Here is a 19,625-nt window from a genome sequence, read left to right as displayed (position 1 = left end):
CGATGGGCCATCAACGCGGTTCGGCTAGGGGCCCAGAAGCGGTCATCATCGCACATCAAAGGCGAGGGCTCGCAGTGTCAGGCAGCCAAAGATGAACGTGCTTTCTTCCCGAATTGGATATCCTGAGCTATGCCTGAGAAATTGGCCAATTGCCATCTCTCGGGAGACCACGAATGAAGTGGATAGTCACTGCCACCATTGCGCTTGCTGCTCCGGTCATGTTCGCATCCGCGCAGCCGGCAAAAGAGCCCTACCAACCCGGCCTTGGCGAATTCATGGCAGCTACGCAGCTTCGCCACGCGAAGCTATGGTTTGCTGGCAAACAAAATAACTGGGACCTCGCCGCTTATGAGATCGACGAGATCAAGGAAAGCTTAGAGGACGCCGCACGGCTTTTTCCAACACATGACGGCGTCCCTGTCGCTGAGATGATCAAAACCATCATCGATCCACGGATAGAGGAGCTTGAAAAGGCGGTGAGAGCAAAGAGCCGTACCAAATTTACGGCCGCCTTCGACGAGCTTACCAGCGGCTGCAATAGCTGCCACGCGGGAGCCAGCAAGCCGTTCATACGCATTCAGCGCCCAACCGCGTCTCCACTGACCAACCAGAATTTTGCGCCAGAAAAATAACGGGAGGTGCGCGCGACGTACACGGCACCCGCCTCACGCCGGCACGATCACCTTGCCGATCGGCCAGAGCGCAATGCCTGCGAGCTTCAGATGGGCCCAGGCGAAGGGAATGCCGATGATGGTGACGGCGAGGACCAGCGCGGTCACGAGGTGGCCGAGCGCCAGCCACCAGCCGGCCAGCACGAACCAGATGATGTTGCCGATCACGCCGAGCGGGCCGGTGCCGATATCCTCGACACCGGTGACCTCATAGCGGCTGACCGCCTTTGAGCCGAAGGGCAGCAGCGTGTAGACGGCGATGTTGAACGCCGCCCGCGCCCAGGGCAGCCCGATGATGGTGACAGCCATGATGACCGCGGCCACCAGCCAGCCGAACGCCATCCAGGCGCCGCCGATGAGGATCCAGAGGATGTTGAGCAGGATGGAGACGGGGGTCATGGGAATATCCGCTGTCAATGACCCCGCTTATATAGGTGCGAAAACCGTCGCTGCGAAGGCGGCCGTCGGCCCCCGCCGGATGTGGTTACCCGAAAGGGTCGCTTCATCGAATTGACGCACGCAGCGCCCAGAATGGCACGGCGCTTGAAACATTCAGGACGCAATGGCGTTGCCGTTGCGGCCATTGGGGCTTGGGGATCTACATGTCCGATTTCATCATCGAGGAAGGCCTGCCCTATCCTCTGGGTGCCCATTGGAGCGGCAAGGGCACCAACTTTGCGGTGTTTTCCGCTAACGCCACCAAAGTCGAGGTCTGCCTGTTCGACGGCGATCGCGAGACCCATCGCTTCGAGCTGCCGGAATATACCGACCAGGTCTTCCACGGCTACATCGCCGGTGTCGGGCCCGGCACCTTCTACGGCTATCGCGTCCATGGTCCCTATCAGCCCGACGCCGGCCACCGCTTCAATCCCAACAAGCTCCTGCTCGATCCCTATGCCCGCGCCCATGCCGGCAGCTTGACCTGGAATCCAGCGGTGTTCGGCTACAAGATGGAGACAGGCGACGACCTCACCTTCGACGATCGCGACAGCGCGCCCTTCATGCCCAAATGCGTCGTGGTCGACCCCGATTTCGACTGGCAGGCCGAAGCGGCGCGGCAGAACGTCCATTGGGACGAGACCATCGTCTACGAGACCCACGTCAAGGGATTTACGAAGAAGCACCCCGACGTGCCGGAGAATCTGCGCGGCACCTATGCTGGCTTCGCGGCGCCGCAGCTGATCGCGCATCTGACCTCGCTCGGCGTGACCTCGATCGAGCTGTTGCCGGTGCACTCCTTCATCAACGACGACAACCTGCTGAAGAAGAACCTCGTCAACTACTGGGGCTACAACACCATCGGCTTCTTCGCGCCCGATCCCCGCTACGCGTCAGACGTGCCCAACTCGTTGCGTGAATTCAAGGAGATGGTGTCGAAGCTCCACCGCGCCGGCCTCGAGGTGATCCTCGACGTCGTCTACAACCACACCGCCGAGGGCAACGAGCTCGGGCCGACGCTGTCCTTCAAGGGCATCGACAACGCCAGCTATTACCGCCTGCTGCCCGACCGGCGGCGCTACTACATCAACGACACCGGCACCGGAAATACCGTCAATTTGTCGCATCCCCGCGTGATCCAGATGGTGATGGATTCCTTGCGCTACTGGGCCGGGCACATGCATATCGACGGCTTCCGCTTCGATCTCGGCACCATTCTCGCCCGCGAGGTCTACGGCTTCGACGAGCAGAGCGGATTTTTGAAGGCGATGGACCAGGACCCGCTGCTGTCGACCATCAAGCTGATCGCCGAACCCTGGGACTGCGGACCCGGCGGCTACCAGGTCGGCGGCTTCCCGCCCGGCTGGGCCGAGTGGAACGACAGGTTTCGCGACACCGCGCGCGACTACTGGCGCGGAGAGGCAACGCCAGCTGCGCTCGCGACGCGGCTGCTCGGCTCGGGCGATATCTTCGGTCGCTGGGGCGGCCGGCGCTCGTGGGCCAGCGTCAACTTCATCACCGCCCATGACGGTTTTACGCTGAACGACTGGGCGAGCTACAACGACAAGCACAACGAGGCCAATGGCGAGGCCAACCACGACGGCAATTCCAACAACCGATCCTGGAATTGCGGCGTCGAAGGGCCGACCGACAACCCGGAGGTCATCGCGCTGCGCGAGCGGCAGAAGCGCAACATGCTGGCAACCCTGCTGCTGTCGCAGGGCACGCCGATGCTGCTCGGCGGCGACGAGTTCGGCCGCACCCAGCAGGGCAACAACAACGCCTATTGCCAGGACAGCGACATCTCCTGGTTCGACTGGAGCCTCGGCGACGACGCCCAAAAGCTGCTCGCCTTCACCAGGCGCGTGATCCAGCTTCGCCGCGACTACCCGATCCTGCGCCGCAGCCGCTTCCTCACCGGAGCGCACGACAAGCAGCTCGACATCCGCGACGTGGTCTGGGTCAACGCCACTGGCGGCGAGATGACGAACGGCGACTGGGAGAATGGCTGGCTGAAATGCTTCGGCGTCGTTCTCGACGGCCGTGCGCGCAAAACCGCGATCCCGCGCCACGGCGAGGATGACAGCGTGCTGATCATCCTCAACAGCTATGAGGGCGAGGTCGACTTCAAGCTGCCGCACACCACGGCCGGCCCGTGCTGGTCGCTGCTGCTCGACACCAATGTCGGCGACGGCGCATCCGGCGCCCGGTTCGAGTTCGACAGCACCTACAAGGTGCCGGGCCGCTCATTCCTGCTGTTCGTTGGCGGGGAGCTGGTTTAGGGGGCGGCTCGGCTTCGTTCTTGTTGCCCGGATGGAGCGTCGCGAAATCCAGGGTTTCAATCACAAGCACCACCCCCGATTGCGCTGCGCTCCATCCGGGCTACGAAACATCAAATCTTCCGCCCCGCTTGCTCCCAATAGGGATCGCGCAGGCGGCGCTTGAAGATCTTTCCGGAGTCCTCGCGCGGAAGGCCGGTGCGGATCTCGATATGCTTCGGCACCTTGTAGTCCGCGAGCGAGGTCTTCAGCCTCGCGCGAACATCCGCCGCGTCGAGCTTGACGCCTGGCTGCGGCTCGACCACCGCCATCAGCGCCTCGCCGAATTCGGCATCGGGGATGCCGAACACCGCGCAATCATGCACGCCGGGGACGGCATGCAGCACGGATTCGATCTCGGCCGGATAGATGTTGACGCCCCCCGAGATCACCATGTCGCGCTTGCGGTCGCAGATGAAGACGTAGCCGTCCTCGTCGATATAGCCGACATCACCGGAGGTGATGAAACCGTCGCGGTCGATCTCGGCGCGCTTCTCCGGCTTGTTGTGGTAGGTGAAGTCGGCCATCTCGGCCATACGGGAATAGATTTCGCCGATCTCGCCGACGCCGAGCACGCGTCCGTCGTCCCCGAGGAAGCGCAGCTCGGCGCCGGGCGAGATCCTGCCGACGGTCCCGGGCTTCTTCAGCGCGTCCTCGGAGGTCGCGAAGGTGACGGCGCTGGATTCGGTCGAGCCGTAGAATTCGTAGATCACCGGCCCCCACCATTCGATCATGGCGCGCTTGACGTCGGCCGGGCACGGCGCGGCGGCGTGGATGACGTGACGCAAGGACGAGACGTCGTACCTCCTGCGCACCGCCTCCGGCAGCTTCATCAGGCGGATGAACATCGTCGGCACCATGAAGATGGTGTCGATCTCGTATCGCTCGATCAGCTCCAGGAATTCTTCGGCTTCGAACCGCGGCATCAGCACCAGCGCACCGCCGAGTTTTCCCGCGCGGATGCCGAACGAGTTCGGCGCGGAATGATAAAGCGGCCCCGGCAGCAGCGCGCGGGCGCCGGGCTTCAGCCCGTAGATCATCGCGCGCATGCGTTCGCCGGCCGCCTGCTGCTCCGGCGTCGGGGCATTGCGCCGCACGCCCTTGGGATGGCCGGTCGTGCCCGATGTGTAGATCATGTTCATCGGCTGCGGCACGATTGGGCCGTCATAGGGCTGGAACTGCGCAAGCCAGGATTCGAAATCGATCGCGAAGTCCGGCGTCTTCAACCGATCCGGATCGATCCTGTAGCTGGACAGGATCTCCGGCGGCGTCGGCACGCTGAGCACAGTGACCCCCTTGGGCATCGCATCGCGCAAGCCATGCAGCATGTCGGCATGCCCGATCAGCACGGACGTGCCGGTGTCGTTCAGGATGTAGTTGATCTCCTCCGGCTTGAAGTGCCAGTTGATCGGCACGCCATAGGCGCCGAGCCGCATCGCCGCATAGGCGGCCTCGATGAAGGCGATGTCGTTGCGCATCAGCATGCAGACGCAATCGCCCTGGCGGACCCCGATCTTGGCGAGGCCGGAGGCCACGCGGTCGGCGCGGCTTGCGACCTCGGCATGGGTGCGACGACGGTCGCCGGAGACGATGCCGAGGAATGGGGACGTTTCGCTCATTTTTGTTTTTCTTTGTTGTTACGTTGTCGTTCCGGGGCGGCTCGAAGAGCCGAACCCGGAATCTCGAGGTTCCGGGTTCGATGCTGCGTACCGCCCCGGAACGAGAGTTACTAATCCGCAAATTTCGGCGCGCGCTTCTCCAGATTGGCGCGCACCGCCTCGGTCTGGTTGGCGCTGCCGATCAGCTTTTGCTGCTCGACCGACTCGGCGAGCAGCGCGGGCCCCGGATCGACCGAGAGGTTGTTGAGCAGGCGTTTTGCGGCGCGAATCGCATCGGGGCTCTTGCCGGCGATCTCGCGCGCAACTTCAAGGGCGCTCGCGCGCGGGTCGTCACAGATGCGCGTCGCCAGACCGTAAGCCAGCGCCTCCGGCGCCGAGAAGATGCGCCCCGTGTAGGTGAGATCGCGCAGGATATCATCGCGCACCAGCGATGCCAGGATCGGTGTCCCCGCCATATCAGGCACGAGACCCCATTTGATCTCCATCACCGACATCCGCGCATCCGGCCTGAGGAAGCGCATGTCGGCGCCGAGCGAGAGCTGGAAACCGCCGCCGAAGGCGACGCCGTGCACGGCCGCGATCACCGGAACCGGAAGCTGGCGCCAGCCCCACACCGCCTGTTGCGGAAAGTTCGCCTGGCCATGCGTGCGCTTGGTGAGGTCGCGATTTTCGCCACCCGGAATTCCGTTGCCGCCTTTCTCCTTCATGGCGGCAAATCGCCCCATGTCGAGACCGGCGCAGAAGGCGCGGCCTTCGCCGGAGAGAACGACAGCGCGCACGCTCTTGTCCCTGGAAAGCCGGTCCGTTGCCGCGACAAGGGCCTCGAACATGGCTTGATCGAGCGCGTTCATCTTGTCCGCGCGCACGAGGCGCACGTCGGCGACGCCTTCCGAGATCGTGATCGAGACGCGCTCTTCCATGGATGAATTCTCCCCTGTTCTTGTTCGGTGCCGCTTTACAGAAAGCCGGCGGCCGGATTTAGTCAATCGACCAATTAACTGACAATCCGTACGGGAGAAACAGCGATGTTCAAGGGAAATCTTCTGGCCGGACGGCGCATTCTCGTGACCGGCGGCGGCACGGGCCTCGGCAAGTCGATGGCCGCGCGCTTCCTGCAACTCGGCGCCGAGGTGCATATCTGCGGCCGGCGCAAGATCGTGTGCGACGAGACCGCGACCGAGCTGATGGACCAATATGGCGGCCGCGTCACCAGCCACGGCGTCGACATCCGCAATGCGCTCGCGGTCGAGGAGATGATCGAGACCATTTTTCGCGAGGCGCCCCTCACCGATCTCATCAACAATGCCGCCGGCAATTTCATCTCGCGCAGCGAGGATTTGTCGCCGCGCGGCTTCGACGCCGTCGCCAATATCGTCATGCACGGCACGTTCTACGTGACGCATGCGGTCGGCAAGCGCTGGATCGCCTTGAAGCAGCCCGGCAACGTCGTCTCGATCACCGTGACCTGGGTGCGCAACGGCTCGCCTTACGTGGTGCCGTCGGCGATGAGCAAGTCGGCGATCCACGCCATGACGATGTCGCTGGCGACCGAATGGGGCCGCTACGGCATCCGCCTCAACACCATCGCGCCGGGCGAGATCCCGACGGAAGGCATGAGCAAGCGCATCAAGCCGGGCGACGAGGCCGGCGCGCGCACCAAGGCGATGAACCCGATGGGCCGCGTCGGCACCATGGAGGAGCTGCAGAACCTCGCGGTGTTCCTGATCTCCGGCGGCTGCGACTGGATCAACGGCGAGACCATCGCCATGGACGGCGCCCAGGCACTCGCGATGGGCGGCAATTTCTACCAGCTCCGCGACTGGAGCGACGACGACTGGAAGAGCGCGCGTGAGAGCATCATGGCGCAGAACGAGAAGGACCGGACGAAGCGGGGGTGATTGTTGGCGCGCGAAAGCGAAGAGTTGTAAGGGGCTGACGTCTTCGCCCTACCACAACTGTCGTCCCCGCGAAGGAAGGGACCCATAACCACAGGCAACAGTGTAGTGCGAGAAGGTGACCCTGAGCCTTCGCAAAACCTCTCCCTGTGGTGATGGGTCCCGGATCTGCGCGCGCTTGAGGCGCGCTTGTCCGGGACCACAGTTGGGCCTTCCCCATCTTGTCTTCACCCACGGATGACGCCACACTCCGCGGCATAAGAACAAGACGTCCCGGGAGAAACATGTCCGCATCACCGAAACTGGCTGACCTCGCCGACATGGTGCGCGAGCGTGCCAAGAGCCGCGGCAGCGCCATTGCCTATGAGTTCGAGGGCCGCACCACCAGCTTTGCCGAGTTCGACGTCAAGACCAGCAAAGTCGCCAATGCGCTTCTCGCCATGGGCGTGAACAAGGGCGATCGCATCGCCTATCTCGGCAAGAACAGCGATGTCTATTTCGAGCTCTTGATGGGCGCAATGAAGGCCGGCGCGGTGATGGCGCCGGTGAACTGGCGGCTCGCAGGACCCGAGGTCGCCTTCATCGTTTCGGATTGCAAGGCGCCGGTGCTGTTCGTCGGGCCGGAGTTCATCACCCAGGTGCGCCAGATCAGGGACCAGATCCCGGGCGTACGCACCATCATCACCACCGAGGGCGGCGCGCCGGAATGGCAGGATTTCACGGCCTGGCGTGACGCGCAGAGCGGCGATGATCCGAAGGTGCCGATCGACACGAAGGACATCGCGATCCAGCTCTACACGTCGGGCACGACAGGCAAGCCGAAGGGCGCGATGCTCTCGCACGCGAACTTCCTGAACCTCGTGCAGACCGGCAATGCCGAGGACAAGCCGGAGTGGAATCGGTGGTCGACCGACGACGTCTCGCTGGTGGCGATGCCGATCTTCCATATTGGCGGCTCGGGGTGGGGCGTGATGGGGCTCTATCACGGCGCCCGCGGCGTGATCGCGCGCGAGTTCGATCCGACCAAGGTGCTGGATTTCTTCGAGCAGTCGGGCATCACGAAACTGTTCATGGTGCCGGCGGCAATGCAGTTCGTGGTACGGCAGCCGCGCGCGAAGACGGTCGATTTCTCCAGGCTGAAATACATGCTGTACGGCGCCTCACCTATCCCGGCGGCGCTGTTGAAGGAATGCATCGAGGTCTTCAAATGCGGCTTCGTGCAGATGTACGGGATGACCGAGACGACCGGCACCATCGTCGCGCTGCCGCCCGAGGATCATGTCGAGGGCCTCGAGCGGATGCGCTCGGCCGGCAAGGCGCTGCCGGGCGTCGAGATCGCGATCCTGGATGCGGACGGCAGGCCGCTCCCGCCGCGCGAGGTCGGCGAGATCGCGACGCGCTCGGGCTCGAACATGGCAGGCTACTGGAATTTGCCGGAGGCGACCGCCGCGACATTGCGCGGCGACGGCTGGCTGCGCACGGGCGACGCCGGCTACATGGACGAGGATGGCTATCTCTACATCCACGACCGCATCAAGGACATGATCATCTCCGGCGGCGAGAACATCTACCCCGCCGAGGTCGAGAGCGCGCTGTGCGATCACCCTGACGTCGCCGAGGCCGCCGTGATCGGCGTGCCCGATGACAAATGGGGCGAGGCGGTGAAGGCGGTCGTGGTGATGAAGCCCGGCAAGCAGGCGAGCGCCGCCGACATCATCAACTTCACGCGCGAGCGCATCGCCGGCTACAAGACGCCGAAGAGCGTGGAGTTTCTGCCGGCGCTACCGCGGAATCCGTCGGGCAAGATCCTGCGGCGGCAATTGCGCGAGCCGTACTGGGCGGGGAAGGATCGACGGGTGAATTAGCCCGGCTCTATCCACCGCGTCGTCCCGGGGCGCGCGTAGCGCGAGCCCGGGACCCATAGCCATAGGAAGTGGTTTGGCGAAGACTCGGAATGACCGGCTCGCGCCAAACTACTCCCTGGGGTATGGGTCCCCGCCTTCGCAGGGACGACCGTAGGGAGAGATAAAGCGCTACAACAATTAATGCTTCCCTGGCCCCATATACCCGAACAGGAACCCCGCCACCTTGCGCATCTGGATTTCCTCGCTGCCCTCGGTGATGCGGTAGCGGCGGTGGTGGCGGTAGATGTGCTCGAACGGCTTGTGGCGTGAATAGCCCATGCCGCCATGGACCTGCATGGCGCGGTCGGCGGATTCGCAGCAGAGGCGGTTTGCAAAATAGTTGCACATGGAGACGCGGTCGGAGAGTGTGCGCTCGATCTCCTCCTCGGTGAGCTGGTCCATCTCCCAGGCGGTCTTGCGGATCAGGAGGCGCAGCATTTCGGCTTGCGTCGCAAGCTCGACCAGCGGGAACTGGATCGCCTGATTTTCGGCCAGCGCCTTGCCGAACGGTTTTCGTTCACGCGCGTATTTCACGCTCTCATTGATGCAGTAGACGGCGGCGCCCAGCGAGCTCGCCGCCTGGCGAATGCGGTTCTGGTGGACGAAGCACTGCGCCAGCGACAATCCGCGGCCGACCTCGCCGAACTGCGCGTCCTCCGGCACGAAGACATCGGTAAAGCTGACGCGGGGATGGTCGGTCGGCATGTTGAAGGTCCACATGTACTCCTCGACCTTGACGCCATGGCTCTTGGCCGGCACCAGGAAGCAGGTGATGCCGCGGGCATCGCCGGCATTGCCGCTCGTGCGCGCGAACAGCGCGCAGTGGGTGGCGACGTGCATGCCGGTGGTCCACATCTTCTCGCCGTTAATGATCCAGCCCTTGACGTTGTCGCGCGTCGCCGGCACCGCGCGCGTCTCCATGTGGGTGGCGTCCGAGCCGTGATGCGGCTCGGTGAGGCCAAAGGTGATGCGGTACTTGCCCCTGATCGAGCCGTCGATCATCGCCTTCTGGTCGTCGCGCCCGTAGCGGTCGAGCATGGTGACGACGGGGAAGTTGCCGACGATGGAATGCTCGTTCTGGAGATCGTTGTGCAGCCCGAGACCTTTTGCGGCAAAATGCTCGCGGATCACGGCCATCCAGAGATTGGAGCCGTCCCTGCCGCCATATTGCTTCGGCACCGGAAAGCGCAGGTGCCCGGCGGCATCCGCAAGATCCTTGGCCTTGCGCAGCAGCGCTTCCCATTCGTGGCGCGGCAGGCCGCCATTCTCGAAATCGGTGCGCGCCCATTCACGGCGATGGTCGAAGAAGCGGATATTGTCGTCCGCCTCCTCCAGCGGCTTGATCTCGCGCTCGATGAAACGATCGAGCTCTCCGAGATAGGCGACGAGATCGGCAGGCAATGAGAAATCCACAGGCTCTCTCCCGGATTGATTTTGTCGTTTTGCGTTAAGGCGCTAGGCGCGTCTTCGCTTCGCACGATTAAGGTGAGAAGAGCATCGCCAAGTCAACCAAGCCGAGGCGTGCCGGCCATGCAAGCCGCGCCCGCGCAATTCGATGGTGCCGGGGCGCTGACGCGCGCTAGTATGACACCGATATTCCTTCAGAAGAAAATGCGGGAGCGCGCGATGGAGCTGAAATTTTCCAAGGTCGAACGCAAGGGGCCGATCACCATCGTCACGCTGTCGCGGCCCGAGGTCTACAACGCGCTGCACACCGATGCGCATTTTGAGCTGCAGAAGGTGTTCGACGATTTCTCCGCCGATCCCGAACAGTGGATCGCGGTCGTCACAGGCAGCGGTGACAAGGCGTTCTGCGCCGGCAACGATCTGAAATGGCAGGCGGCCGGCGGCAAGCGCGGCTGGGACAAGGGCGGCTTTGCCGGCCTCACCTCACGCTTCGACTGCGACAAGCCGATCATCGCCGCAGTGAACGGGGTTGCCATGGGCGGCGGCTTCGAGATTGCGCTCGCCTGCGACCTGATCATCGCCGCTGAGAATGCGACCTTCGCCCTGCCCGAGCCGCGCGTTGGACTAGCCGCCCTTGCCGGCGGCCTGCACCGCCTGCCGCGCCAGATCGGGCTGAAGCGCGCGATGGGCATGATCCTCACCGCACGCCATGTCAGCGCCAGGGAAGGTTTCGAGCTCGGCTTCGTCAACGAGGTGGTACCCCAGGGCGAGGCGCTCAACGCTGCGCTACGCTGGGCGGAGACGATCAGCAAGAACTCGCCGATGTCGATCCGCGCGTCCAAGCAGGCGATCCAGCGGGGTCTTGGCGTGTCGCTGGAGCAGGCGATTGCAGAGCAGCGCGACTATCCGGCGGTGCAGGCGATGGCGGCCTCGCAGGATTACATCGAAGGCCCGAAGGCGTTCTCGGAGAAGCGGCCGCCGAAATGGGTGGGGAAGTAGCCACTGTCATTCCGGGTCGCGCCGACAGGCGCGAACCCGGAATCACGAATGGAGAAAGCCGCGCCACTCTCTCGGCACCGTCATTGCGAGCGCAGCGAAGCAATCCAGAATTCCGCCGCGGAGACAGTCCGGATTGCTTCGTCGCAAGGGCTCCTCGCAATGACGGGGCAGGCTTAACCGCCCCGAGATAGCTCCCGCTTGTATGACGCGTAGTTCGGCTGATCCACCGCGAGCTTGTCCATCGTGGTCGCCCACAGATGCTCGGCGAGGCCCGGCGTTGCCAAATCGACCTCACCCTTTGAGATGCGATCGGCGAGAACGCGATTGAGTTCGGTGACCGAACCGTCAACACCGAGCAGCGCACGCAGGCGCTCCACCTCCTTCGCATCGCTCCCCGCCTCCTGCGTCAGCTGCCGCGTGACGAGATCGAGGATGTTGATGGCGACACGCAGCTTGAAGGCGTGGTGGCCGGAGATCAGCGGCGTGATGTCGTTGCGAAGGAAGTCGGCGACTGACTTGGTCAGTTCGACCGGGGTCGGCTCGTCCTGCATGTGTCAACTCCCGCGTGGCGCCAGCAGCCGCAACAGATCGATCTCGGTCTCGGAGGCGCGGCGGCCGATCATGGCGCGCTCCATCGAATGGTCGGGGCCCTCGCGAAAGCGCTGCATCATGCCGCCGCACATGATGCCCCAGCGCAGCGTGCCCATCACTTCCCAGAACTTTACGCGCGCCGCATCGACCTTGCGGCCGGCGGCCTCATAGCCTGCGAACAGCTCCTCGCGCGAGCCAAAACCGCCGACGGGCTTGTCGATCTCCCCGAAGCGCCAGGAGTTGACGCAGACCCAGCCGAGATCCTCCATGGGGTCACCGAGATGGGCGAGCTCCCAGTCGAGCACGGCGCGGACACCGTCGGGGCCGATGATGAGATTGCCGTTGCGGAAATCGCCATGCACCAGCGTGGTCTCGACCGAGGGGCCGGGATCGTGGTCGCGCAGCCAGCGCAGTGCCAGCTCGAACACCGGCTTCGGCCAGTTCAGACTGCGATAGTCGCGCTCGAACTCAGAGATCTCCTGGGTGGCGCCACGGCTGCGCAGCTCGGGCAATCTGTCCAGCGGCAGCCTGTGCAGGCCAGCGAGAATGCCGCCGATCTGTCGCGCAAGCAGCGGCCGCGCTGCCGCGTACTCCTTATCGCGAAGGATCTTGCGGGCGATGGTCTCGCCCTCGACGCGCTGCATGATGAAGCCGGTGCCGAGCTCATCCTCGGCCGTCAGCACATGCATCACGCGCGGCGAAGGCACGCCGGCCTCGAACGCGAGCTGCATCAGCTGCGCCTCGGCGCCAAGGCCAGCTGCGCGTGTCGGCGCTGCGCCGTAACCCTTCGGCGAGCGGCGCAGGATCGCGCCGATCACGCCATCGGGATGCACGATGTCGAAGCGCCAGGTCTCCTGGCTGGCACCGCCGGACAGCTTTGCCGCACCCGTGACGCCGGTCGCGCCCGGGTACCAGCGTGCGACACTGCGCGAAAGCGCGGCCTCGATCATTTGCCCTTGAACTGCGCGGGCCGCTTCTCGAGGAACGCGCCGACGCCCTCGCGGAAGTCTTGCGTGTCGCCGGCGCGGAGCTGGCACTGGAATTCGAGGTTGAGCTGATCCTCGAAGGAATTTTCCGGGCTATCCCAATAGAGCTTGCGGATCAGCGACAGCGCCACCGTCGGACCGGCGGCGAGTTCGCGCGCGAGCTTCATCGCCTCCTCCATCAGCACGGCGTCGTCATAGACGCGGTTGACGAGGCCCCATTCCAGCGCCTTCTCGGCCGGAAGCCGCTCGCCCATCAGCGACAGCTCGATCGAGCGCGCCTTGCCGATCAGGCGCGGCAGCAGCCAGGTCGAGCCGCAATCCGGCACCAGGCCGATGCGGCGGAACGCTTGAAGAAAGTAAGAGGACCGCGCGCACAGGATCATGTCGCCGAGCAGCGCGAAGCTCATGCCTGCGCCCGCCGCGGGGCCATTGACTGCGGTGATGATGGGGCAGTGCAGGTTGCGGATGCGGCGCAGGAACGGGTGAAAGCCGGTCTCCAGCGTCAGGCCCGCCTTCGTCTTCTTCGACTGGTTGTTGCGGCCCTGGAGGTTCGCGCCGGTGCAGAAGGCGCGGCCCGCACCCGTCAGCACGACGCAGCGCACCTCGTCCTTCTTCTCCTCGATCGTATCGAGCGCCTCGGCGAGGCCGCCGAGCATGTCGACGGAGACCGCGTTCATCACCTCCTGATGGTCGAGCCTGAGGATCGCGACCGAACCATCGAAATCGAGCGTGACGTGCTTGAACTGCATTGTTTCCTCGTCAGTTGCGGCCGCGATGTTTCGCAGACCGGAATTTGCCTGTCTCCGGGGCGCATATTTGATTTTTGGCGCGGTCTTGTCCATGGTGATCGGAGCATAGCAAGCAATCTTGCGCGCAGCGGCTGATGCGCCTCACAGCAAGACTAGGAAACGCGCCATGAATCTTTTCGACCTTTCCGGCCGCGTGGCCGTGATCACCGGCGGCAATGGCGGCATCGGGCTCGGCATCGCGCAGGCGCTCGCCGGCCAAGGCTGCAACGTCTCGATCTGGGGCCGCAACCCTGACAAGAACAAGGCTGCTGCCGCGAGCATGGCCGGGCTCTCGGGCAAGGTCGAGACCCGGGTCTGCGACGTCACTGATCCGGCCTCGGTCAATGCAGCCATGAAGGCGACGATCGATACCTTCGGCCGGGTCGACGGCTGCTTTGCCAACGCAGGTATCGGCGGCGGCGGCCGGCGCTCCTTCATCGAGCGCACCGAGGAGGAATGGAGTTCGATGTTCGCGACCAATCTCGACGGTGTATTTCACGCTTTCCAGGCCGCCGCGCGACATATGGTCGATCGCGCCAATGCCGGCGATCCCTTCGGCCGGCTGGTTGCGACCTCGAGCCTCGCCTCAATCTTCGGCACCGCGCGCAACGAGCACTACGCCGCGACCAAGGCTGCCATCAACGCGCTGGTGCGCGCGCTCGGCGTCGAGCTGGCGCGGCACGGCGTCACGGCCAACGCGATCCTGCCTGGCTGGATCAAGAGCGACATGACCGCGGGCCTCATGGGCAATGAAAAATTCGTCGCCAACGTGATGCCGCGGATTCCGCAGCGCCGCTTCGGCGAAGCCTCCGATTTCGGCGGCATCGCCGTCTACCTGATGAGCAAGGCGTCGTCCTATCACACCGCGGACACGTTCGTGATCGACGGCGGCTACACGGCGTTCTGATTTCTTAGCCCGGATGGAGCCAAGCGCAATCCGGGACTTTGAGAAGCAGGCACGACCCGGATTTCGCTACGCTCCATCCGGGCTACAGACTCTGAGGGGAATGGGCAAATGTTCTCACACATCATGATCGGCACCAACGACCTGGACAAGGCCAAGGCGTTCTACGACAGCCTGCTGAGCACACTCGATGTGCGCCCGGCCAAGGTCGACGGCCATCGCATCTTCTACTTCACCAAGACCGGCGTGTTCTCGGTGACCAAACCGATCAACGGCGAGCCGGCGACCTGCGCGAACGGCGGCACCATCGGCTTTGCCGCCAACTCGCCCGAGCAGGTCGACAAGTGGCACGCTGCCGGCGTCGCGGCCGGCGGAACGCCGATCGAGAATCCGCCCGGCATCCGCGAGGGCGCAGGCAACAAGCTCTATCTCGCTTACTTGCGTGATCTCGACGGCAACAAGATCTGCGCGATGCACCGGATGGCGAGCTGATCCGGCCACGCACTCAGTGTCGTCCCGGCGAACGCCGGGACCCATAACCACAGGGAGTGGTTATGGCGCCAGCGGGCAACTCCGAGCGTTCGTAAAACGATTGCTGCGGCGTATGGGTCCCGGATCTACGAGCGCTTGAGGCGCGCTTGTCCGGGACGACGTCGGTGAGAGATCTCGCCCATTCAAACAACATTTCAAACGCTCTCGCGATATTCCATAGCGTGGCATGGTCCCTCGTGAGAATCCGCGCTCGCACTTTGGCATCGCTGCGACTATTCTCGCGGCCAACATGAACTCAGCGTCCCCGGGAGGAACAATGACAAAACACACCTACATTCCCCGCACCACCAACTACACCCTCAATCCGGGCGACGAGCTCAACGATCTGCGCATGTCGGACCAGGTCCGGCCGCTCTACGATCACGTCAAGAAGTTCATCCGCGACACCGTCGAGCCGATGTCGATCGAGTTCGCCAAGGCAGGCGAAGGCAAGGAGGATCGCTGGAGCTTCACGCCGAAGCAGCTCGAGGTGCTGGAGAAGGCCAAGAACAAGGCCAAGCAGGAGGGCCTGTGGAATTTCTTCCTGCCCGATGACGAGACCGGCCAGGGCCTGAAGAATCTCGACTATGCCTATATCGCCGCCGAGCTCGGCAAGAGCCCGCTGGCGTCCGAGACCATGAACTGCTCGGCGCCCGACACCGGCAACATGGAGGTGTTGGAGCGCGTCGGCACCAAGGAGCAGAAGGAGAAATGGCTGAAGCCGCTGCTCAATGGCGAGATCCGCTCCGCCTACGTCATGACCGAGCCGAACGTCGCCTCCTCCGATGCCAAGAACATATCGACGACCGCCAAGCTCGTCGGCGACGAATGGGTCATCAACGGCGAGAAGTACTACATCTCGGGCCTTGGCGATCCCCGCTGCAAGATCCTCATCGTGATGGTGAAGACCAACCCGGACGCGGCGCCGAGCAAGCAGCAGTCGCAGATCCTGGTGCCGCGCGACACGCCCGGCGTCGAGGTGCTCGGCCCCATGTATGTGTTCGGCCAGGACCACGCCCCGCGCGGCCACATGCACATGCGCTTCAACAACGTCCGAGTCCCGAAGGAGAACATGCTGCTCGGCGAGGGCCGCGGCTTCGAGATCTCGCAGCTCCGCCTCGGCCCGGGCCGCATCCATCACTGCATGCGCACCATCGGCAAGGCCGAGAAGGCGCTCGATCTGATGGTGCAGCGTGGCCTCACCCGCGAAGCCTTCGGCAAGAAGATCGCCCATCTCGGCGGCAACATGCAGATCATCGCGCAGGCGCGCTGCGAGATCGAGGCGATGCGGCTGATGGTGCTGAAGGCGGCCAAGGCGATGGACGTGCTCGGCAACAAGGAAGCCCGCGTCTGGGTTTCCATGGTCAAGGCCATGGTGCCCGAGCGCGCCTGCAAGATCATCGACCAGGCGATCCAGATGCACGGCGCCACCGGCATCTCGCACTGGACCCCGCTCGCCGAGATGTACCAGGACGTCCGTCACCTGCGCTTCGCCGACGGTCCAGACGAGGTGCACTGGATGGTGGTCGGACGCCACGAGCTGAGCATGGCGTGAGTGGCTTCTCTCTTTCCCCTCTCCCCGCTTGCGGGGAGAGGGTCAGGGTGAGGGGGAGTCTCCGCACGGACGGTGACAGTCGGAGTCGCGGAGACCCCCCTCACCCGGATTGCACTTCGATGCAATCGGCCTCTCCCCGCAGGCGGGGAGAGGCGAAGAAAGCGCCGCCCTACGTCGCGAGCGCGAGCTTGTCCTGCGTCTTGGTCTCGAAATCGCTGGCGTCGTGGCGCTCGTGGAGCTGGCTGGCGGGATCGCCGGAGACACGATTGACCATGCGGCCGCGCTTCACGGCCGGGCGCTGTGCGATCTGGTCGGTCCAGCGCTGTACGTTCTTGTAGTCCTGCACTGACAAAAATTCGCCGGCGCCGTAGACCAAGCCCTTGGCCAATGCGCCGTACCATGGCCACACCGCGATATCGGCGATGGTGTAGTCCTTGCCCGCGAGATATTCGTTGTCGGCGAGGCGGCGGTCGAGCACGTCGAGCTGACGCTTGGTTTCCATCGCGAAGCGGTCGATGGCGTATTCGATCTTGAACGGCGCATAGGCGTAGAAATGGCCGAAACCGCCGCCGAGATAGGGCGCGCTGCCCATCTGCCAGAATAGCCAGGACATGGCCTCCGTGCGGGCCTTGATGTCCTTGGGCAGGAAGGCGCCGAACTTCTCGGCCAGGTAGAGCAGGATCGAGCCGGACTCGAACACGCGGATCGGCTCCGGACCGGAGCGGTCCATCAACGCGGGGATTTTCGAATTCGGGTTGATGTCGACAAAGCCGCTGCCGAACTGGTCGCCGTTGCCGATCCTGATCAGCCAGGCGTCGTATTCGGCCCCCTTGTGGCCGAGCGCCAGCAGCTCCTCCAGCATCACCGTGACCTTCACCCCGTTCGGCGTCGCCAGCGAATAGAGCTGGAGGGGATGCTTGCCGACCGGCAGCTCCTTGTCGTGAGTGGGGCCGGCGATGGGCCGGTTGATGCTGGCGAACTGCCCGCCATTCTCCTTGTTCCAGGTCCAGACTTTGGGCGGCTCGTAGGCGGGGGCGTCGGTCATGCGGGGGCTCCGGCGGAAAGATGCGCCTGCATTAATTAGCCCTGAGATGGCCAATGACAAGGGTGCCCAAATGCATTGCCGGGCGGGGAAACTCTGCTTTTCGTCATGGCACCCCTCCCCGACGTCATTCCGGGGCGCCCCCAGGGCGAGCCCGGAATCCATCGCAGCGCCAGGAATGCTCTGAGAAATGGATCCCGGGCCCTCGCTGACGCGAGCCCCGGAATGACAGCCTCTATGACGCCGCCGCCTGCGGCTGCTCTATCCGTCCCATCACGAACCCCTCATATCCCTTCGCCGCGACCTCGTCGCAGATCCGCCGGTAAGTGCCGACGCCGCCGATATAGGGCATGAAGATGCGCGGCTTGCCCGGGATGTTGGCGCCCATGTACCAGGAATTGGCTTGCGGATAGAGCGTGCCCTGGGCGACCTCGTTGACGTGGGCGACCCATCTCTCCTCCGCGTCCCTGCCCGCCTCCATGGTTGCAAGCCCATGCCTGCGCATGTGGACGAGGCAATCGGCGATCCAGTCGACATGCTGCTCGATTGACACGATCATGTTCGAGAGCACCGATGGGCTGCCAGGGCCAGTGATGATGAAGAGATTTGGAAAGCCCGCGCTCATCAGGCCGAGATAGGTTTTTGGACCCTCCGCCCATTTCCCGTTGAGCGTCTGCCCGCCGGGACCGCGAATGTCGATCCTGGCGACGGAGCCGGTCATGGCGTCGAAGCCGGTCGCCAACACCAGCGCGTCGACCTCGTGGTCCTTCCCCGCGACGCGAACCGCATGCGCTGTGATCTCTTGAATCGGACTGGTCTTGATGTCGACGAGCGAAACGTTCGGCCGGTTGAAGGTCTTGTAGTAGTCCGTGTCGATGCAGATGCGCTTGGTGCCGATCGGATGGCTTTTGGGCTGGAGCAGCTTCGCGGTCTCGGGGTCCTTCACGATCTCGGCGATCTTGCCGCGAACATAGCTGGCGGCGGTGTCGTTCGCAGCCCGGTCGAGACCGAGATTGTTGTAGACATACATGAAGGTGAGACCGCCACGCTCCCAACGCTTCTCGTATTTGCCGTGCCTCGTCTCGTCGCTGTCGTCGAGCGCGCCGCGATCGGGCTGCTCGGCATAGATGCCGTTGCGTGCGACCTCGCGGGCGAAGCGGCGGATCTGGGGATAGTTCTTGCGAAACGCATCGCGCTCCCCGGCGGTGAGCGCTGCGTTACGAGCGGGGATCGAGAAATTCGCCGTGCGCTGGAATACGGTGAGATGTTTCGCCTGCTTGGCGATGATGGGGGCCGACTGGATGCCTGACGATCCCGTCCCGATCAGGCCGACGCGCAGGCCCGTGAAGTCGACGTCTTCATGCGGCCAATTGCCGGTGTGATAGACGGGACCCTTGAAGTCTTCGAGGCCCTCGATGTCGGGCTTGCGCGCGTTCGAGAGGCAGCCGGTGGCGAGCACGACGAACTGCGCCTGAACCGTCCTGCCGTCCGAGATGGTCACCGACCAGCGCTTTGCTTGCTCGTCGAACACGGCCCGCTCAACCCGGGTATCGAACTGGATGTCGCGGCGCAGATCGAAACGATCGGCGACATGGTTGGCGTATTTCAGAATCTCTGCCTGCGGCGCGTAGCGCTCGCTCCAGTCCCATTCCTGCTGGAGTTCCTCCGAGAAGGAGTAGGAATATTGCATGCTCTCGACATCGCAGCGCGCGCCGGGATAGCGGTTCCAGTACCAGGTGCCGCCGACGCCGCTACCCTGCTCATAGACGCGCGCCGAGAAGCCGAGCCCGCGCAGGCGATGCAGCATGTACATGCCGGCAAAGCCCGCGCCGACGACGACAACATCGTAGGTCTCCGCGGCCTCGGCCGGACTCGACTGCGCTGGCGACATCGGTTGGCGCTCCCTCGTTGTTTTCTGTTGTTGTGCGCCAGCATTCTCCGGGGCATGCCGAAGCGCAAGAGGCAAATCGGCGGGCC

General features: G+C 64.0%; 17 protein-coding genes. 8 read left to right on the top strand and 9 right to left on the bottom strand.

Features of this window, described 5'->3' with window-relative positions; translation table 11 throughout:
- Positions 1-173: 173 nt before the first annotated feature.
- Complete coding sequence (locus A5906_RS17830; protein WP_080136693.1) at positions 174-632, top strand: hypothetical protein; 459 nt, start codon at positions 174-176, stop codon at positions 630-632.
- A 33-nt stretch (positions 633-665) separates the two neighbouring features.
- Here the strand turns inward: A5906_RS17830 and A5906_RS17825 are convergent, their stop codons facing one another.
- Positions 666-1,070, bottom strand: coding sequence for a YccF domain-containing protein (locus A5906_RS17825; RefSeq protein WP_080136692.1), 405 nt, complete (start codon positions 1,068-1,070; stop codon positions 666-668).
- Between the two features lie 203 nt (positions 1,071-1,273).
- Between A5906_RS17825 and glgX the strand changes: the two genes are divergently transcribed.
- Positions 1,274-3,391, top strand: a complete 2,118-nt coding sequence (gene glgX / locus A5906_RS17820) for a glycogen debranching protein GlgX (protein ID WP_080136691.1) — start codon at positions 1,274-1,276, stop codon at positions 3,389-3,391.
- 110 nt (positions 3,392-3,501) lie between these two features.
- Here the strand turns inward: glgX and A5906_RS17815 are convergent, their stop codons facing one another.
- Positions 3,502-5,046 (bottom strand): acyl-CoA synthetase, encoded by a 1,545-nt coding sequence (locus tag A5906_RS17815; RefSeq protein WP_080136690.1) that lies wholly within the window; start codon positions 5,044-5,046, stop codon positions 3,502-3,504.
- A 110-nt stretch (positions 5,047-5,156) separates the two neighbouring features.
- On the bottom strand, positions 5,157-5,966 hold the full coding sequence (locus A5906_RS17810) for a crotonase/enoyl-CoA hydratase family protein (RefSeq protein ID WP_080136689.1): 810 nt from the start codon (positions 5,964-5,966) through the stop codon (positions 5,157-5,159).
- A gap of 105 nt (positions 5,967-6,071) precedes the next feature.
- On the opposite strand from A5906_RS17810, the gene A5906_RS17805 reads away from it, so the two are divergent.
- Complete coding sequence (locus A5906_RS17805) at positions 6,072-6,944, top strand: SDR family oxidoreductase (protein WP_080136688.1); 873 nt, start codon at positions 6,072-6,074, stop codon at positions 6,942-6,944.
- A gap of 281 nt (positions 6,945-7,225) precedes the next feature.
- Positions 7,226-8,806, top strand: coding sequence for a fatty acid--CoA ligase (locus A5906_RS17800; RefSeq protein WP_080136687.1), 1,581 nt, complete (start codon positions 7,226-7,228; stop codon positions 8,804-8,806).
- A 177-nt stretch (positions 8,807-8,983) separates the two neighbouring features.
- Here the strand turns inward: A5906_RS17800 and A5906_RS17795 are convergent, their stop codons facing one another.
- Positions 8,984-10,258: an acyl-CoA dehydrogenase family protein gene (locus tag A5906_RS17795; protein WP_080136686.1), complete on the bottom strand. Its 1,275-nt coding sequence runs from the start codon at positions 10,256-10,258 to the stop codon at positions 8,984-8,986.
- 213 nt (positions 10,259-10,471) lie between these two features.
- Between A5906_RS17795 and A5906_RS17790 the strand changes: the two genes are divergently transcribed.
- Positions 10,472-11,251 (top strand): enoyl-CoA hydratase-related protein, encoded by a 780-nt coding sequence (locus A5906_RS17790; RefSeq protein ID WP_080136872.1) that lies wholly within the window; start codon positions 10,472-10,474, stop codon positions 11,249-11,251.
- A 173-nt stretch (positions 11,252-11,424) separates the two neighbouring features.
- Here the strand turns inward: A5906_RS17790 and A5906_RS17785 are convergent, their stop codons facing one another.
- The 3 genes from A5906_RS17785 to A5906_RS17775 are packed head-to-tail and all read right to left on the bottom strand — an operon-like array spanning position 11,425 to position 13,577.
- Positions 11,425-11,802 (bottom strand): DUF6285 domain-containing protein, encoded by a 378-nt coding sequence (locus A5906_RS17785; RefSeq protein ID WP_080136685.1) that lies wholly within the window; start codon positions 11,800-11,802, stop codon positions 11,425-11,427.
- Positions 11,803-11,805: 3 nt separating this feature from the next.
- Positions 11,806-12,792, bottom strand: coding sequence for a phosphotransferase family protein (locus A5906_RS17780; protein ID WP_080136684.1), 987 nt, complete (start codon positions 12,790-12,792; stop codon positions 11,806-11,808).
- Complete coding sequence (locus A5906_RS17775; RefSeq protein ID WP_080136871.1) at positions 12,789-13,577, bottom strand: enoyl-CoA hydratase/isomerase; 789 nt, start codon at positions 13,575-13,577, stop codon at positions 12,789-12,791. The genes A5906_RS17780 and A5906_RS17775 overlap by 4 nt, the downstream gene beginning before the upstream one ends.
- Before the next feature lie 166 nt (positions 13,578-13,743).
- Between A5906_RS17775 and A5906_RS17770 the strand changes: the two genes are divergently transcribed.
- The 3 genes from A5906_RS17770 to A5906_RS17760 all read left to right on the top strand — a co-directional run bounded on the left by A5906_RS17770 (position 13,744) and on the right by A5906_RS17760 (position 16,606).
- The gene (locus tag A5906_RS17770) at positions 13,744-14,523 is read left to right on the top strand and encodes an SDR family NAD(P)-dependent oxidoreductase (RefSeq protein WP_080136683.1); all 780 of its coding nucleotides are present in this window, start codon (positions 13,744-13,746) and stop codon (positions 14,521-14,523) included.
- A gap of 108 nt (positions 14,524-14,631) precedes the next feature.
- Positions 14,632-15,012: a VOC family protein gene (locus tag A5906_RS17765; protein ID WP_080136682.1), complete on the top strand. Its 381-nt coding sequence runs from the start codon at positions 14,632-14,634 to the stop codon at positions 15,010-15,012.
- 316 nt (positions 15,013-15,328) lie between these two features.
- On the top strand, positions 15,329-16,606 hold the full coding sequence (locus A5906_RS17760; RefSeq protein ID WP_035709193.1) for an acyl-CoA dehydrogenase family protein: 1,278 nt from the start codon (positions 15,329-15,331) through the stop codon (positions 16,604-16,606).
- Between the two features lie 169 nt (positions 16,607-16,775).
- On the opposite strand, the gene yghU is transcribed toward A5906_RS17760, so the two are convergent.
- Both yghU and A5906_RS17750 read right to left on the bottom strand, forming a co-directional pair.
- A complete protein-coding gene (gene yghU, locus A5906_RS17755) occupies positions 16,776-17,651 on the bottom strand; it encodes a glutathione-dependent disulfide-bond oxidoreductase (RefSeq protein WP_080136681.1) in 876 nt (291 codons plus the stop codon).
- Between the two features lie 232 nt (positions 17,652-17,883).
- Positions 17,884-19,539, bottom strand: a complete 1,656-nt coding sequence (locus A5906_RS17750) for a flavin-containing monooxygenase (protein WP_080136680.1) — start codon at positions 19,537-19,539, stop codon at positions 17,884-17,886.
- Positions 19,540-19,625: the final 86 nt, after the last annotated feature.

The sequence above is a fragment of the Bradyrhizobium sacchari genome (assembly GCF_002068095.1).
Classification (GTDB): Bacteria; Pseudomonadota; Alphaproteobacteria; order Rhizobiales; family Xanthobacteraceae; genus Bradyrhizobium; species Bradyrhizobium sacchari.
This window is presented reverse-complemented; position numbering and strand designations above follow the sequence as displayed.

Excerpts from the sequence above, each read along its gene's own strand:
- A5906_RS17770 (WP_080136683.1), top strand. The coding sequence starts at position 13,744 with ATGAATCTTTTCGACCTTTCCGGCCGCGTGGCCGTGATCACCGGCGGC.
- A5906_RS17810 (WP_080136689.1), bottom strand. The coding sequence starts at position 5,966 with ATGGAAGAGCGCGTCTCGATCACGATCTCGGAAGGCGTCGCCGACGTG.
- A5906_RS17790 (WP_080136872.1), top strand. The coding sequence starts at position 10,472 with ATGGAGCTGAAATTTTCCAAGGTCGAACGCAAGGGGCCGATCACCATC.
- A5906_RS17830 (WP_080136693.1), top strand. The coding sequence starts at position 174 with ATGAAGTGGATAGTCACTGCCACCATTGCGCTTGCTGCTCCGGTCATG.
- A5906_RS17825 (WP_080136692.1), bottom strand. The coding sequence starts at position 1,070 with ATGACCCCCGTCTCCATCCTGCTCAACATCCTCTGGATCCTCATCGGC.
- A5906_RS17800 (WP_080136687.1), top strand. The coding sequence starts at position 7,226 with ATGTCCGCATCACCGAAACTGGCTGACCTCGCCGACATGGTGCGCGAG.
- yghU (WP_080136681.1), bottom strand. The coding sequence starts at position 17,651 with ATGACCGACGCCCCCGCCTACGAGCCGCCCAAAGTCTGGACCTGGAAC.
- A5906_RS17780 (WP_080136684.1), bottom strand. The coding sequence starts at position 12,792 with ATGATCGAGGCCGCGCTTTCGCGCAGTGTCGCACGCTGGTACCCGGGC.
- A5906_RS17750 (WP_080136680.1), bottom strand. The coding sequence starts at position 19,539 with ATGTCGCCAGCGCAGTCGAGTCCGGCCGAGGCCGCGGAGACCTACGAT.
- A5906_RS17785 (WP_080136685.1), bottom strand. The coding sequence starts at position 11,802 with ATGCAGGACGAGCCGACCCCGGTCGAACTGACCAAGTCAGTCGCCGAC.
- A5906_RS17805 (WP_080136688.1), top strand. The coding sequence starts at position 6,072 with ATGTTCAAGGGAAATCTTCTGGCCGGACGGCGCATTCTCGTGACCGGC.
- A5906_RS17765 (WP_080136682.1), top strand. The coding sequence starts at position 14,632 with ATGTTCTCACACATCATGATCGGCACCAACGACCTGGACAAGGCCAAG.
- A5906_RS17775 (WP_080136871.1), bottom strand. The coding sequence starts at position 13,577 with ATGCAGTTCAAGCACGTCACGCTCGATTTCGATGGTTCGGTCGCGATC.
- glgX (WP_080136691.1), top strand. The coding sequence starts at position 1,274 with ATGTCCGATTTCATCATCGAGGAAGGCCTGCCCTATCCTCTGGGTGCC.
- A5906_RS17760 (WP_035709193.1), top strand. The coding sequence starts at position 15,329 with ATGACAAAACACACCTACATTCCCCGCACCACCAACTACACCCTCAAT.
- A5906_RS17815 (WP_080136690.1), bottom strand. The coding sequence starts at position 5,046 with ATGAGCGAAACGTCCCCATTCCTCGGCATCGTCTCCGGCGACCGTCGT.